The following is a 13,721-nucleotide window of genomic DNA, read 5'->3' as shown; positions in this document are numbered from 1 at the left end:
GTTGATTGCTGCGCTGATGGCGATGACGAGGGCCGGCATGATCACGAACAGCACCGCGATCTCCGCGAGAATGCGGAGGATGCGGTTCACGATCTGTCCCCCAACTTCGCGATACGGTCGCCGAGCGCGCCGACGGCGGTCCGGGTATGTTCGTTCTCCAGGTCCGCGACCCTCTGACCGATCGCGAGGCTCGGGCGATCACCGCCGGCCAAGAACGCGCGCATGTCGGCATCGGCCCGCGATGCATCATTGGAGACGTCGGTGGCTGGCATTCCCGTCGTGAACAGGTACCGGCGAAGGGCGATCAGAACCTTCGTGCGGTTGGCGTCGGTCGGCGCTTTCAGGAATCGCTCGCGGGCGACCTGATAGTCGGCGAAGGTCTCGGCCTCGGTCTGGTCCGTGATCGGCGACGCAGCGGTCATCACGCCGCCTCGTCCGCACCGTGGCGCGCCGTCCCGATGTCTCGGAAATCCGCGCTGCGGCGGAGGGCGGTCAGGTCGACGGTCTCGCCGAAGCAGTGGATCTCCAACGTGGCGCCGTCGGCGCAGGTGATCCGCAACGTCCGCGAACCGCGATTGGTCACGAACTCCCGGCACAGTTCGACGCTGGTCACGTCATGGAGGGTCACGCTGATCATTGGGAAAGGCTCCTCAGTTCCTCGGCCTTGGCGTCCAGCTGATCAAGCAGCGACGCGAGGTTGAGCCGGATCACGGCGAGATCGATCAGGATGCAGGCGCGCATAAGCGCCGCGTCGAGGGAGCGAAGGGTGGGGGTCGGTTCGATCACGCCGCGGCCCTCCGGGGGCGCGCCCGAAGCGCCTCGAGGCGAACCTGGACGTAGGCCTGCTTGAGCGCAGTCAGGCGGTTGAGGTCGGCGGACCAGTGACCGGCGCGGCAGCGCTTGCGCTCGCTCTCCTTGAGCGTGCGAATGCGGGCGATCAGGTCCGCGCGACCGGCGGCGGCAATTCTGTCATCGGACCAGCCGATCAGGTACGCGAGCCGCCACGCTTCCATGGCCGGAGCCCGCTTGACCGTCTCCACGCTGATCTCGGTGGCGCGGGCCTCCATCGCTCGGAAGGCCGCTTCCAGCGCGGGGTTCGGGTGAGGGGTCACTTCCATCTCCATCTTTCGGCGATGCGTCGGTTGATGGAGAGATATTGCCATATGGCAAATAAATTGACAACTAGAAAAATGCCAAATGGCAAATTAACTGCTACATCCGTCCTCCCGCGTGGTGCGGGGACTTTCCTTTCGCCGGAAATGGCACCACTTTCCCTCGACGGAGGATTTTCAATGGCCGACACAACGATCGAATGGACGGATGCGACCTGGAACCCAGTGGCGGGGTGCACCATCCTCACGGCGGGGTGCACCAATTGTTACGCGATGAGAATGGCTGCGCGTCTCGAGTCCATGGGGACCGAGAAGTATCAGGGTCTGACACGAAAATCGGGCGGCCGGGCGAAATGGACGGGGAAAATCTACCTTGATCGAAAGTCGCTCGGCGTTCCGGCGACGTGGTCAAAGCCCCGGCGTGTCTTCGTGAATTCGATGTCGGATCTGTTTCACACCAACGTCCCGGCAGAATTCATCGCCGAGGTGTGGCGGGTGATGGCGGACACGCCGCGACACACGTACCAGATACTCACCAAACGGCCGGATCGGATGCTTGAGATCCTACCGCGTCTGCCGAAACTTCCGAATGTCTGGTTGGGAACGAGTGTCGAAGATCATCGTGTACTTGGTCGGATCGACGAGATTCGCCGGGTCCCGGCCGTAGTGCGCTTCGTTTCCTTCGAGCCTCTGATTGGTAGTGTCCGTGATGCGGATCTGACCGATGTTCATTGGGCCATCGTCGGCGGCGAAAGTGGTCCAAAGGCGCGGCCGATGCACGTGGATTGGGTCGATGAAATCGAAGCGATGTGCCGCCGCAGCGGAGCCGCGTTCTTTTTCAAGCAGTGGGGTGGTGTGCAGAAGAAGCGCGCGGGCAGAACCTACCGCGAAAGAGTATGGGACGAACTTCCGGAATTGAGGATGTGACCAGCCATCCGCTTGGCGAGGGCACCCGCTTTCGGGTTCGGGTTTGCCACGGCGAAAAACAACGAAGCGAGCGGCGAACCTCGCGCATTGTGAATGCGCCTCGGCGGCAACACAGGGCCCTTAAAGGTGCTCCTGAGGCGATCGCCGACGTATTTCTCGATCGCGTTGACGTCGGCCGTCCTCACCGAGGTCGCCGGATCCGCAAATAAGGTGGTTGGCCCATAAGGAGTGCCATACCACTGGTTTCGCCAGTCGTTCGTGCCCAATACGGCATCCAGGCGCCGCTGCTTCACTGCATCGATTCGAGGCATTTCGAGTGAAGCTTGTCGATACAGGCCCATCAGCGGAAAGAAATACCAAAGATCGATTGCATCTGTGTCGGCGATCGCTTGTACCGTCGGCCAATCCACTTCCATTCCATAGGGGTCGAGGAACATCAGGCACCGCATCCCCCCTGGAAGCGTCGAAGACCCTCGCCAGGGAAGCCCGGTGCAAAGCTGGCGGACAGTGGCGTTTGCGTCCTGTGGATGAACGACGATCTTGCGGTCGGGCCATTCGGTTTTCAAGCGATCGAGCTCTTTGCGTCGCGTCGCGTCGGTCTCTACCAGCACTAGGACTTCGAATGGGGGTTGCGTGGCGAGCGCCAGTCGCGCCGAGCCCGGGACGGTAATTATCTTCGGTTCGTCATCTCCATCGAACAGCGGGAGAGCTGGCTTCGTTTCCACCCTGTCCCCGGAGCCGGCGAAGGCGTCTACGTAAGCGAGAGCGAAGCCCTGGTTTTTCAAAGCGGTGGTGTACGCCCGCATATAGTTCGAGAGGATGGCAAGTTTCTCGTCGGTGTGCGTTCCGCCGAAGCGGTGGCCGGGCACCCGATGCATTCACCCCTCCCAACTCGCGGTTTCATCGCGGCACCTATGCCCGCGTCAAGTTTACCCAAGGGGAGGGCAGAATCAATGAGCCACAAGCGACGCTCAGCCGCGCCACTGGAACCATGCCACTACGCGGCCATAGACGCGCACCTCATCGCGCCGCAGAACGTGATCCTCATAGCGATCGTTGTCCGAGATCACCTTGATTTTTGCTGTTCGGGGAATGAGTTGCAGCCGCTTGATGGAGAGTCCGTCGCCATAGTCACACGCATAGATGTCTTCGGGCTGCGGCACGGTGTGCGTCATGTCGACAAACACATACGATCCGGACTTTAGCGTAGGCTCCATGCTGTCGCCGACCACTGGCAGGGCGTAGATCTGCGAGAGATTGCGCCATCCTGCCTTCACGGCTTCGGGAAAGGACCAGTAGCCGTTGACCTGATCAGCGTACAGGGCGCCTTCGTCGCTAGGCACCACCCCTTCCGGGCTGCCGAGCCCAAGGCCGGCCCGAATCAGCAGGTTGCCGACGTCGCCCTTTTGGGGCTGCTCGCCGACAGGCAGGCGTTTCGCGTACTCAATATCGTCGATTCCGAACTCGTCGGAGAGATCCTCTGGGTCCTCGCCAAGCCCGCGCGCGATGCGGATTAGTGACTCAAGGCTAAGCTCGCGATTATTCGTTTCGATGCGGGAGAGGTAGCTCGTGGAGAGGCCGCTTCGATCGGCCAATTCCTCGAGCGTGATCCCTTTCGCCTTCCGTCTTTCTCGGATGCGGTTCGCCATTTGGGTGTTATTCGCCAATTGGCAAATTTTCACCACCGCCAGCTGGCAAATTGCCGATTGACAAATATATTGCCACATGGCAACAATCCGGCATGACGCTCCAGGAGTATCTCACTGCGCACGAAAAGAAGCCCTCGGCTTTCGCTGCCGAGATTGGTGTTCCTGCGTCGACGATCACTAGGATCCTCAATGGCACTAGATCGCCGACCCTCGCGTTGATGTTGCGCATCCGAGAGGGTACCGGCGGGCTCGTCACTCCGAATGACTATCTGCCCTCCGCTGAGCCCGCCCCAACCGTCGAGGCGGCGGAGTAGGCGCGATGCAGGGCCACTCTCATCAATTTTTGCGGGGTAGAGCAGCGGCAGCTCGCCTGGCTCATAACCAGGAGGTCGGCGGTTCAATTCCGCCCCCCGCTACCAAATCTCGCAGTCGGCACCATGAGCCTGACCCGATTGCGAGCGCGGAGGGGGATGCTTCTCCCTCCGCTCAATTGTTTCCGGCGTTCTGCCGGTCCGAACTTCCGGCGTCGCCTTCCGTTTGCGGCGCCGGGAGGACCTCCCTCCGCTGGTGCGTAACTTGCGCGGGCGCTTCGGCGTCCGCGTCTTTGTCCCTTTTCAGATCCGCCGCCTCGCTTGCGATTGCGGTGGCACGGGGGCCGATCGTGCGCCGCTTCCGGTCGGTCCACACCCCCTTCTCCTCGACGTCCCCGGCCAGCCGCCAAGCATTCGGGGTTTCGCCGTGACAAGTCATGTTCAAGTCCTCTCCGGTTCTTTCCACCGTGTCGAAGTATCTGACGCGAGGGAAAGAATGTCTTCTGAAACCAACCGGAAGTTTTTCCGGGACCGACCGGAAAAAGTTACGCCGTGCGCCGCAAGTTTTTCGGCGTTCCTCCGAAACAAGCACCCGCGCGACACGGTCTACTGGGTGTGCAGCAGGACCGGCGTGAACCCCGCGACGGTCGAGAAGTGGCTGGCGGAAAAGGCGCTGCCGCAGCTGCGCCACTTCGGACCGCTGGTCGCGATCTACGGGCCCTCGGTGATGAAGGCGATCTTTCCGAACGCCCCCGACTGGCTGGACGACGCAGTGCGCCGCGAACGGCTCGCCGACCTCGGGGCGAAGCAGGCGGAGATCGAACGCGAGATACGGGAGCTGTCCGGATGCGCTGGCTGATCTGGGCATGGTGGTTCGACTTCTGCGCCGACCGCGCCGAGCGGCACTGGACACTGTTCAAGCGCTGGAAGGCCCGTGCCGAACGCGCCGATCGACGGACGACGGACGGATACGGCCGTGAGCCGGAGCGGGACCCGACGGGGCGCAGGGGCGCGGCAACCACAGGAGGCCATGATGGCTAAAGCGAAGAAGGCCGCGGCCGACGAGACGACGGCGGCGCCCGCGGACGCCGGCGACAATCGGCCGACCGAACTGACCGCAGAAGAGCGCAAGAGCCTCCATTTCCATCACTACCGCAGGATCGCAGCGAAGAAGGACGAGCTCGACGCGATCCGCGAGGAATACAAGACGCTGCGCAAGGAAGCGAAGGCGGATGGGCTGATCCTCGCCGACGTCGACTTCATGCTCAAGTGCGCCGAGATCCAGGACGACTCCATCGTCACCGACGAGCTGCGGCGCCGGACCGAGATCGCGGCGTGGTTCGCGCTGCCGGTCCAGTACCAGGCAGACCTGTTCACCGGCTTCTCCGATGCACATGACCGCATCGAAAAGGAAGGCGAGGCCGCCGGCCTCGCGGGCAGGAACGTCGACAGCCACGACTACGCGAAGGGTTCGACCGAAGCGGAGGTCTACGAGCGCGGCTGGGATCGCGGCCAAAAGACCATGCGCGACGACCTGCAGGCGGCGCTCGAGAAGAACAACGCTCGCAAGGCGAAGCAAGACGAGGCCAAGCTCATCAAGGCCGCCGACATGCAGGCGGACGAGGAAGAGGCCGTCGAGACCGATCCGTTCGACGAAGAAGAAGACACCAACGACCTGCGGCCTCGCTTCAAGCGCGGCCAGGACGCCGATGAGGCGGTGCACTGACCGATGTCGCTCTTGGGCCTCGACCTCGCTACGCGCGCCGGGTGGACGCTGTTCACCCACGATGGCACCCAGGATCCGCCCGAGATTGAGTGCGGGTCCTGGTCGTTCGACGGCCGCGACGCGGACGAGAAGGCCGACAAGCTGTCCCGGCACCTGACCGAGTTCCTCCGGGACTGCCGGCGGCGGGGCAGGTCGGTCAAAGCCTCGGCGATCGAGCGACCGATGGAGACTGTCCCGACGAAGACCATCATCGACAAGTTCGGCCGGAAGCGGAGCGTCCTCGACGGCAACCCGGCGACGCTGGTCATGCAGAACCGCATGTACGCCGCCGCCCGCGCGATCCTGCTGGCCTTCAACGCGCATCCGGTTTCGGTGGCTTCGGCGACCTGGCGCAAGACGGTCCTCGGTGTCGGCAGGGCGCCGCGCGGCGAAGACAGCCGCTGGTTCAAGCGGGAAATGCAGAAGCGCGCGGCCTCCCTGGCGCTGCGCTACGGCTTCGACGTCCCGAACCACGACGCGGCCGACAGCCTCGGCGTCGCGATCTGGCTCGCTGCCCAGACTGGCCGGTTGCCGGTCGGCATCCTGACCGGGCGCGGGCCTTCGCTCTTCTCACAAGCTGCTGCGGAGTGACGCGATGAAGATGCTCTCGCGGGAAGACTGGCGCATCCTGGGCTGCCTAGCATTCATTGCACTGCTGGCGATCGCCGGCATGGTCGCGATTGCCACTCGCCCGGCCCGGGCGCACGACGCCCCTTTGGGCTGGGCATACGAGGCCGATTGCTGCTCGACGCGCGACTGCCGGCTGGTCGCCGATGACGCGATCAGGATGACCGCCGACGGTTGGCTGGTCCGCGCCACCGGTGAGGTGATCCCCTACGGCTCCCACAAGGAGCGCCGGAGCCCGGACAGCCAGTTCCATCGCTGCTCTCATGCCTTCGCCGCGCCGGGGGCCACGGACGGCACGATCTGCCTTTACGTGACGGGGATGGGCTCATGAGCGAATGGACCGAGCTCGAGCCGGACCGGAAGCCGGCGGGCGCACCGAAGGCACCGGTCCGGTTCGGCCTGATGAAGATGCGCAAAGCCCGGTCCCGCGGTCGCGTCCTGATCCTGCGCGACGTCGTCTCCCAGCTTGGGATGAAGACATGGCGCGTGAACGTCCGCCTCGGCAAGGGGGCGCGGCAGCACCAGATCGCGATCATCCCCGACGAGCAGGGCCGCTTCGAGCTCCAGGAGCTCGGCAAGTCGAAGGGCGGCGGAACGTTCTCCATCAACATGCCGGTCGTCGAGCGGTTCCCGGATGTCCCGTTCTCGCCGATGGAGGTCCGATGGACGGTCGAGGCCGAGGGCAAGCGGAAGATCCTCGTCGTCGACCTTCCTCCCTTCTGCTGGGACGACGGCGAGCGGCGCCGGCTCTTGCAGCGCAAGGGAGCCTGACAGGTGGCCGACACGCGCACCCGAGAGGACCTGCTGGCGGAGACCGAATATCTCCGCGAGTGCCTGCGGTACTACGAGGAACTGCCGGCGGTGAGGGATTGGCCACCGCGGCACGTCCTGGGCCTGACACCATCCGAGGGGGGCGTTCTGCGGCTCCTGGTGGATCACGGCGAGCTCACTCACGAACGGCTGAACCACCATTGCTACGGATATCCGGACAAGATCCCGGAAAACCCGAAGTTGCCTCACGTTTTCATCTGCAAGGTCCGCAAGAAACTTCGCCCCCACGGCATTGAGATCGAAACGATTAGGGGCGAGGGCTACCGAATCTCGCCTGAGCACCGCGCCAGGGTCAGGGCCTTGGAAGCGGAGAGGGCGGCGGCATGAACTATCGCGAGTTCCTTGCCGGAAAGGCGGTGTCAGCTCCGCAGCGCGGCTTGACCAGGATCCCCGATCTGGCTGGGCATCTGTTTCCGTTTCAGCGCGCCTGCGTCGAGCATCACCTTCGAGCCGGGGCCGCCGGCTGCTTCCTCGACACGGGACTGGGAAAGACCGAGGTGCAGCTTGAGTTCTGCCAGCGGGCGATCGAAGCCACGAATGCATCCGCGCTCATCCTGACGCCGTTGGCCGTGGCCGGACAGACGAAGCGGCGCGCCGATCGGTGGGGTTACGAGGCCCGCGTCATCCGCGACCAATCGGAGGCAGGGCAGGGCATCAACATCTGCAACTACGATCGGCTCGAGAAGCTGGACCCGGGTGCGTTCGGTGTCGTGTCCCTGGACGAAGCCTCCATTCTCAAGAGCTTCACGGGCAAGACGACGCGGGCGCTTATCGAGGCATTTCGCGACTTCCGGTTCAAGCTCGCGGCGACCGCCACGCCGGCGCCGAACGACCATATGGAGCTCGGCCAGTACTGCGAGTTCCTCGGCATCATGCCGTCGAACGAGATGCTGATGCGTTGGTTCACGGCCGACCAGACCGAGATGGGCCGTTACCGGCTCAAGGGCCACGCCTACCGGTCCTTTTGGGACTGGATGGCCTCCTGGGCGCGCATGGCAGAAAAGCCGTCCGATCTCGGTGATAGCGATGCCGGGTACGAATTGCCTCCCTTCGAGGTCCGATCGCACCGCGCCGCCGACAGCCGCATCGATCGCGACTTCGCAGAGTTGTTCGGTTCGCCAACGATGTCAGCGACATCGATGCATGACGTCAAGCGCCAGACGAGCAACGCGCGTGCCGAAAAGGCAGCCGAGATCGTGCATGCCGAGCCGGACGAAACGCGGCTGATCTGGGTCGATACAAACTACGAGGCCGATGCGCTGAAGGCCGCGCTGCCGGACGCACAGGAGGTCCGCGGATCGATGTCGATCGACCAGAAGGAAGACATCCTCGAGGCGTTCGCGTCCGGCGACATCAAATGGCTGATTGCCAAGCCGTCGATGTGCGGCTTCGGCCTGGACTGGTCGCATTGCGCGCGAATGGCGTTCGTCGGTCGCTCCTACTCCTACGAGGCTTGGTACCAGGCTGTCCGCAGGTGCTGGCGCTTCGGGCAAACGAGAACTCTCATCGTCGATCTGATCGTCGCGGAAGGCGAGGACGCCATCGGCCGCGTGATCGACCGGAAGGCCGACGGCCACGCGGATATGAAGCGCGCCATGCGCGAAGCAATGCGCCGATCCATGGCGCGTTCCGCAAATCTCCGCGTCGCCTATGACCCCTCTCACATCGCAGGAGTGCCGGCATGGCTGAAGTCCGTTGCCTGAACGCGCACGACGGCGCGAATTTCTCTGCATATCTCGGCGACTGCGTCGATGTAGTAGCGCAGCTGCCGGACAACAGCATCGGGTTGTCGGTGTATTCGCCGCCCTTCGCAGGCCTCTACATCTACAACGACTCTGAAGCCGACATGGGCAACTGTGCGGATGATGGGGAGTTCATCCAGCACTACCGGTTCCTGATCGATCAGCTCTACCGGGTGACCATCCCGGGGCGCCTGGTCGCGGTGCACTGCAAGGACCTCGTCTACTACAAGACTCAGCGAGGAACCGCCGGGTTGCGCGATTTTCCCGGCGACCTCATTCGAGCGCACACCGCCGCCGGCTTCGACTTCCATTCTCGGGTCACGATTTGGCGGTGCCCGGTCCGCGAGATGACGAAGACCAAGGCTCACGGCCTTCTGTACAAGCAGCTTCGCGCGGATAGTTCGTTCTCCAGGCAGGGTCTCCCCGAGTACTTCGTCGTCTTCCGCAAATGGGCGAAGGACGGCGACGAGCCGCGTCCGATCACCCACACCCCGGAGACGTTCCCGCTGCAGCAGTGGCAGGAATATGCCTCGCCAGTCTGGATGAACACCCGCGAAACGGACGTCCTCAACGCAAAGGCAGCCAAAGCACCCGGCGACGAAAAGCACATCTGTCCGATGCCGCTCGATATCACCGAGCGGGTGGTCTCGCTGTGGAGCAACCCCGGCGACGTCGTGCTGTCTCCCTTTATGGGGATCGGATCAGAAGGCTACGTCGCGCTGAGGCTCGGCCGGAAGTTCATCGGCGTCGAGCTGAAGGAATCCTACTGGCGCCAGGCCTGTCGGTACCTCGATGCGGAGGACCGGCAATCGGATCTGTTCGTGGCGGAAGCCGCTGAATGACCGCCACGACCGCCACAGCCCAGCCGCGCGAGCGCACGGATTACTTCACCGTGATGCAGGACGTGATGAGCGTCATGCAGCACCGCCGCGCCACCTACGAGATCCTCGTTGCCGCGGGCCACCGCCGCGCCGATCCGACCGAGGAGAGGATCATTGGGTCGCTTGAGAAGGCCGCTGAGCTGGCCGAATGGGCGCACTACAGGAAGGGGGGTGCCTAGGTGTCAGCCCCTCCATGGATGCCACTCTACGTCGCCGACTATCTCGCCGACACAGGACATCTGAGCACCGTCGAACACGGCGCGTACCTGCTGCTGATCATGCACTATTGGCAGAACGGCGGGCTGCCGGACGACGACCGGAAGCTCGCTCGAATCTGCCGCATGCCGGTGAAGGAATGGTCCGAAATACGGGAAACGCTTGCTGACCTTTTCGAATGCGATTGGCAGCACAAGCGCATTGCAGGCGAATTGGCAACCGCATGCGAAACCATGGCTAAACGCAGTGCGGCCGGAAGGGCAGGCGCATCCGCTCGCTATAGCAAACGCAGTAGCAATCGCACGGCAAGCGCAAAGCAATCGAATGCACCTACACCATCACCTACACCAAGAACTCCTATCCAGGTTGATGAAACTCCTGCTGAGGGGGAGAGGGACGTAGGGCAGGCCGGCGTCCCGCTCAGCCGGGGAGGGGCGTCGTGAACAGCGAGCTCCGCCCTCACCAGATCGAGGCAATGAGCCGCCTCCGTCAATCCCTGGTCGGGGGAAGGCGTCGGCCGATGATCCAGGCGCCGACCGGCTTCGGAAAGACGATCCTCGCCGCGGCGATCGTAGACGGCGCGCTTCGCAAGGGGAACCGGGTTACGTTCGTGGTGCCGGCGCTTTCGCTGATCGACCAGACCGTGCAGTCGTTCTGGGCCGAAGGAATCCGCGACGTCGGCGTGATCCAGGCGAACCACGAGATGACCAACGCGAGCCGGCCTGTTCAGGTCGCGAGCGTGCAGACCCTTCAGCGCCGGGAACTGCCCGAAGCCGACGTGGTGGTGATCGACGAGGCGCACCGGTGGTACCAGTTCTATGCCGACTGGATGGCCCGGCCGGAGTGGTCTGCCGTGCCGTTCGTCGGGCTTTCGGCGACGCCGTGGACGAAGGGTCTGGGGCGGTATTTCGATGATCTGATCGTGGCGGCGACCACCGCGAAACTCATCGACGCCGGGTATCTCTCGCCGTTCCGCGTCTTCGCCCCGGCGCATCCGGATCTGACCGGTGTTCGCACCGTGGCCGGAGACTACCACGAAGGCGACCTGTCCGACGCGATCGACAAGCCGGACTTGACGGCGGACATCGTCGAGACCTGGCGCAAGCTCGGGGAGGACAGGCCGACGCTGGTCTTCGCCGTGGACAGGGCGCATGCCCGCCACCTTGCGGAGCGGTTCTCGGAAACGGGCGTGGCCACGGCCTACGTCGATGCGTTCACCGATAGCGAGGAACGCGAGACGATCCGCAGGCGGTTCCACGCCGGCGACGTCCAGGTTGTCGTGAACATCGCGACGATGATCTTCGGCGTCGACTGGGACGTGCGCTGCATCGTCTTCGCCCGGCCGACGAAGTCCGAAATGCTGTGGGTCCAGGCGATCGGCAGGGGACTTCGCACGGCGCCAGGCAAGGCCGATCTGATCGTACTGGATCATTCGGACACCGCGCTGAGGCTCGGGCTGCCCACGGACATTCAACACGACAGGCTCAACGAAGGCCGCAAGGGATCGTCCAAATGCGAGCGCGAGCGGTCCGTGCCGTTGCCGAAGGAATGCCCGTCCTGCACGTTCCTCAAGCCGCCCGGGCTCCATACGTGCCCCTCGTGCGGCTTTGCGCCGGAGAGGCGAACGGAGGTCGCGACCGGCGACGGTGAGCTGGTGGAGATCGGCAAGCGCGGCTCGAAGCTGAGCGCTGCGGAGCGTCGGAACCGGACCGATGACTGGTCGGTCAAGGTGAGCTTCATCCAGCAGCTCAAACGGTATGCGCAGGACAAGGGTCGGTCCCCGGGCTGGGTTGCCCATGCCTACCGGGAATATTACGGGTGCTGGCCGAACGATCGGCGCCTGAAGGACGCGGAACCGGCCGCAGGGGTCGGCGAAGTGGTGCGGAGCTGGATTCGGGCGAAGGATATCCGGTACGCCAAGGCACGGGGTAGGGCGGCGTGACGGCGCTTCGCGACCTCGCCAAGGGCCGGTGGCCATCCCTTCTCGGAATGCTGGGGATTGACCGGCGCTTCTTAAATGGTCGGCACGGGCCCTGTCCGATCTGCGAGGGCGGCAGGGACCGGTTCCGGTTCGACGACAAGGACGGCGTCGGCAGCTGGATCTGCTCGGTCTGTGGGGCAGGCGACGGCTTCGCGCTGCTCATGCGCATAAAGGGCTGGGACTTCGCGGAATGCGCCCGCGAGATCGAAGCCATCGTCGGCAAGGCCGAGACGACGCAGACCAGGCGAACCCGGGACGAGCGATCTCTGCGGGACGCGATGAACCGCCTCTGGTCAAACGGCAAGCCGATCGAGCGTGGCGATCCCGTGGCGTTCTATCTCGAGTGCCGTGGCCTCGACCTCAGCAGCTTTCCGCCGGCGCTGCGCTTCGTGGAGAGATGCCGGTACCAGGAGGAGCCGCCGACCTGGCACCCGGCGATGATCGCGAAGGTGCTGGCGCCGGACGGCAAGCCGGTCACCCTCCATCGAACCTATCTCGACATGAACGGCAAGAAGGCGGCCGTCGAGGCGCCGCGGCGGCTGATGCCCGGCAAGATCGTGAAAGGATGCGCGATCCGGTTGGGGCCGGCGGGCGACGTGCTCGGCGTTGCCGAGGGAATCGAGACGGCACTGTCGGCGGCGCAGATGTGGAGCATCCCGGTCTGGGCCGCGATCAACGCCGGCATGCTGATGGCATGGGAGCCGCCGGAGGAAGTGAAGGAGGTCATCGTGTTCGGGGACAATGACGAGAGCTACGCGGGCCAGTCAGCGGCATATGCGCTTGGGCACCGGCTGGCGGCGAAGGGGTGGAGAGTATCGGTGGCGATACCGCCGCAACCGGGCGACTGGAACGACGTGCTGCAGGCGAAGTTGGAGCAGGCGGCGTGACGGGCGTTTGGACGATCTGCCTATCCCTCCCGCGCGATCTTCTCCCGGGCTGCGGTGGCGAGATAGCCGGACCTGGTGGTGCCGGCAATGCGCGCTGCCGCGTCGATCGCGTCGACCACGCCGCTGTCCAGCGATACATTGATCCGGGTCGGCCGCCCGGTCGAACGGACCAGCGGAACGCTCGCCAGGAAAGCGCCCTCCGCCAGCGCCTCGCGCACCTCCTGGTCCGCCCGCACCTTGTCGATGCTGCGGGGCAGGGGAACGGTTTCCCCGTCGGCTTCCGCGGTTTCCGCCCAAAGGCGCAACGCCTCCTGCGCGTTGGCGAGCGCCTCCTCCGGAGTATCGCCGCCGCTCGTGCAGCCGGGCATATCCGGAACCCAGACGCCGAAGCTGCCCGGATCTCCGTCAACAACGACCACGTATCTCATCACTTTGCTCCTGTTCACACCGGCTGGTCAGAGCCAGCCGGCGACTTTGGCGATTTGCCGGGCGACGCCGACCGACACAGTTTTGTGCCGGGGGAGGACGATGCGGCCCGGCCGGTCCGGGTGGGTATAGACATCATGGTTGCCGCCGCCCCGGTTGATCCAGCCTTCCCGCTCCAGCTTCCGGGAAATCTTGGCTTTGTTGGTCTCGAACGTCGGCATGTCCCTGTCCCGTTGTTGTGTATAAATATACACACAAAGGATGAGGCCGTCAATCGTTGCTGCGCAAAAAAATACACACTTCCGAGCCGGCGATGATGCGGACGCAGAACACCATTCGCCGGGGCAGCAGGCGCATTGTAGTCGG

Annotated in this window: 23 protein-coding genes and 1 tRNA gene; 16 read left to right on the top strand and 8 right to left on the bottom strand. The window is 64.2% G+C overall.

All coding sequences use genetic code 11. From position 1 onward, the window contains the following. Positions 1-86: 86 nt before the first annotated feature. From V3328_RS07340 to V3328_RS07325, 4 genes are read right to left on the bottom strand one after another with little or no spacing between them, the layout of a single operon-like run. Entirely contained in the window at positions 87-422 is a 336-nt protein-coding gene (locus V3328_RS07340) for a hypothetical protein (protein ID WP_340328984.1), read from the bottom strand. Beyond that, positions 422-637: a hypothetical protein gene (locus tag V3328_RS07335; protein WP_340328983.1), complete on the bottom strand. Its 216-nt coding sequence runs from the start codon at positions 635-637 to the stop codon at positions 422-424. Before V3328_RS07335 ends, V3328_RS07340 begins: the two co-directional genes overlap by 1 nt. Then, positions 634-786: a hypothetical protein gene (locus V3328_RS07330; RefSeq protein ID WP_340328982.1), complete on the bottom strand. Its 153-nt coding sequence runs from the start codon at positions 784-786 to the stop codon at positions 634-636. Before V3328_RS07330 ends, V3328_RS07335 begins: the two co-directional genes overlap by 4 nt. Then, a complete protein-coding gene (locus V3328_RS07325) occupies positions 783-1,118 on the bottom strand; it encodes a hypothetical protein (RefSeq protein WP_340328981.1) in 336 nt (111 codons plus the stop codon). The genes V3328_RS07330 and V3328_RS07325 overlap by 4 nt, the downstream gene beginning before the upstream one ends. Before the next feature lie 174 nt (positions 1,119-1,292). Here V3328_RS07325 and V3328_RS07320 point away from each other — a divergent pair, with 174 nt between their 5' ends. Beyond that, complete coding sequence (locus V3328_RS07320; protein ID WP_340328980.1) at positions 1,293-2,039, top strand: DUF5131 family protein; 747 nt, start codon at positions 1,293-1,295, stop codon at positions 2,037-2,039. Here V3328_RS07320 and V3328_RS07315 read toward each other — a convergent pair. Together V3328_RS07315 and V3328_RS07310 are read right to left on the bottom strand one after the other, a co-directional pair. Continuing rightward, positions 1,994-2,917 (bottom strand): three-Cys-motif partner protein TcmP, encoded by a 924-nt coding sequence (locus V3328_RS07315; RefSeq protein WP_340328979.1) that lies wholly within the window; start codon positions 2,915-2,917, stop codon positions 1,994-1,996. The genes V3328_RS07320 and V3328_RS07315 overlap by 46 nt on opposite strands. A 93-nt stretch (positions 2,918-3,010) precedes the next feature. Further along, the gene (locus V3328_RS07310) at positions 3,011-3,766 is read right to left on the bottom strand and encodes an XRE family transcriptional regulator (RefSeq protein ID WP_340328978.1); all 756 of its coding nucleotides are present in this window, start codon (positions 3,764-3,766) and stop codon (positions 3,011-3,013) included. A gap of 14 nt (positions 3,767-3,780) precedes the next feature. On the opposite strand from V3328_RS07310, the gene V3328_RS26570 reads away from it, so the two are divergent. The 15 genes from V3328_RS26570 (at position 3,781) to V3328_RS07240 (ending at position 12,929) form a co-directional block, all read left to right on the top strand. Next, entirely contained in the window at positions 3,781-4,002 is a 222-nt protein-coding gene (locus tag V3328_RS26570) for a helix-turn-helix domain-containing protein (RefSeq protein ID WP_378758928.1), read from the top strand. Positions 4,003-4,032: 30 nt separating this feature from the next. Continuing rightward, positions 4,033-4,107, top strand: a tRNA-Met gene (locus V3328_RS07305). 523 nt (positions 4,108-4,630) lie between these two features. After that, positions 4,631-4,858 (top strand): hypothetical protein, encoded by a 228-nt coding sequence (locus tag V3328_RS07300; RefSeq protein WP_340328977.1) that lies wholly within the window; start codon positions 4,631-4,633, stop codon positions 4,856-4,858. Then, entirely contained in the window at positions 4,846-5,040 is a 195-nt protein-coding gene (locus V3328_RS07295) for a hypothetical protein (protein ID WP_340328976.1), read from the top strand. The genes V3328_RS07300 and V3328_RS07295 overlap by 13 nt, the downstream gene beginning before the upstream one ends. Beyond that, positions 5,033-5,725: a hypothetical protein gene (locus V3328_RS07290; RefSeq protein ID WP_340328975.1), complete on the top strand. Its 693-nt coding sequence runs from the start codon at positions 5,033-5,035 to the stop codon at positions 5,723-5,725. The genes V3328_RS07295 and V3328_RS07290 overlap by 8 nt, the downstream gene beginning before the upstream one ends. A 3-nt stretch (positions 5,726-5,728) precedes the next feature. Continuing rightward, positions 5,729-6,355: a hypothetical protein gene (locus V3328_RS07285; RefSeq protein ID WP_340328974.1), complete on the top strand. Its 627-nt coding sequence runs from the start codon at positions 5,729-5,731 to the stop codon at positions 6,353-6,355. Positions 6,356-6,359: 4 nt separating this feature from the next. After that, positions 6,360-6,722, top strand: a complete 363-nt coding sequence (locus tag V3328_RS07280; RefSeq protein ID WP_340328973.1) for a hypothetical protein — start codon at positions 6,360-6,362, stop codon at positions 6,720-6,722. Further along, positions 6,719-7,162, top strand: coding sequence for a hypothetical protein (locus V3328_RS07275; protein ID WP_340328972.1), 444 nt, complete (start codon positions 6,719-6,721; stop codon positions 7,160-7,162). The genes V3328_RS07280 and V3328_RS07275 overlap by 4 nt, the downstream gene beginning before the upstream one ends. A gap of 3 nt (positions 7,163-7,165) precedes the next feature. Then, complete coding sequence (locus V3328_RS07270; protein WP_340328971.1) at positions 7,166-7,549, top strand: helix-turn-helix domain-containing protein; 384 nt, start codon at positions 7,166-7,168, stop codon at positions 7,547-7,549. After that, on the top strand, positions 7,546-8,925 hold the full coding sequence (locus tag V3328_RS07265) for a DEAD/DEAH box helicase (RefSeq protein ID WP_340328970.1): 1,380 nt from the start codon (positions 7,546-7,548) through the stop codon (positions 8,923-8,925). Before V3328_RS07270 ends, V3328_RS07265 begins: the two co-directional genes overlap by 4 nt. Further along, the gene (locus tag V3328_RS07260) at positions 8,904-9,806 is read left to right on the top strand and encodes a DNA-methyltransferase (RefSeq protein ID WP_340328969.1); all 903 of its coding nucleotides are present in this window, start codon (positions 8,904-8,906) and stop codon (positions 9,804-9,806) included. The genes V3328_RS07265 and V3328_RS07260 overlap by 22 nt, the downstream gene beginning before the upstream one ends. After that, complete coding sequence (locus tag V3328_RS07255; RefSeq protein ID WP_340328968.1) at positions 9,803-10,024, top strand: hypothetical protein; 222 nt, start codon at positions 9,803-9,805, stop codon at positions 10,022-10,024. Before V3328_RS07260 ends, V3328_RS07255 begins: the two co-directional genes overlap by 4 nt. An 18-nt stretch (positions 10,025-10,042) precedes the next feature. Then, positions 10,043-10,504 (top strand): YdaU family protein, encoded by a 462-nt coding sequence (locus tag V3328_RS07250; RefSeq protein WP_340328967.1) that lies wholly within the window; start codon positions 10,043-10,045, stop codon positions 10,502-10,504. Then, positions 10,501-12,003, top strand: a complete 1,503-nt coding sequence (locus tag V3328_RS07245; protein ID WP_340328966.1) for a DEAD/DEAH box helicase — start codon at positions 10,501-10,503, stop codon at positions 12,001-12,003. The genes V3328_RS07250 and V3328_RS07245 overlap by 4 nt, the downstream gene beginning before the upstream one ends. Continuing rightward, positions 12,000-12,929: a DUF7146 domain-containing protein gene (locus V3328_RS07240; protein ID WP_340328965.1), complete on the top strand. Its 930-nt coding sequence runs from the start codon at positions 12,000-12,002 to the stop codon at positions 12,927-12,929. The genes V3328_RS07245 and V3328_RS07240 overlap by 4 nt, the downstream gene beginning before the upstream one ends. 20 nt (positions 12,930-12,949) lie before the next feature. On the opposite strand, the gene V3328_RS07235 is transcribed toward V3328_RS07240, so the two are convergent. Together V3328_RS07235 and V3328_RS07230 are read right to left on the bottom strand one after the other, a co-directional pair. Continuing rightward, positions 12,950-13,357: a type II toxin-antitoxin system HicB family antitoxin gene (locus V3328_RS07235; RefSeq protein WP_340328964.1), complete on the bottom strand. Its 408-nt coding sequence runs from the start codon at positions 13,355-13,357 to the stop codon at positions 12,950-12,952. 27 nt (positions 13,358-13,384) lie between these two features. Continuing rightward, positions 13,385-13,576 (bottom strand): type II toxin-antitoxin system HicA family toxin, encoded by a 192-nt coding sequence (locus V3328_RS07230; protein ID WP_340328963.1) that lies wholly within the window; start codon positions 13,574-13,576, stop codon positions 13,385-13,387. Positions 13,577-13,721 lie beyond the last annotated feature (145 nt).

This window comes from Microbaculum marinum (genome assembly GCF_037855135.1).
Taxonomy (GTDB): domain Bacteria; phylum Pseudomonadota; class Alphaproteobacteria; order Rhizobiales; family Tepidamorphaceae; genus Microbaculum; species Microbaculum marinum.
Note: the sequence above shows the minus strand (reverse complement) of the source record. Positions and strands in the feature narration are given on the sequence as shown.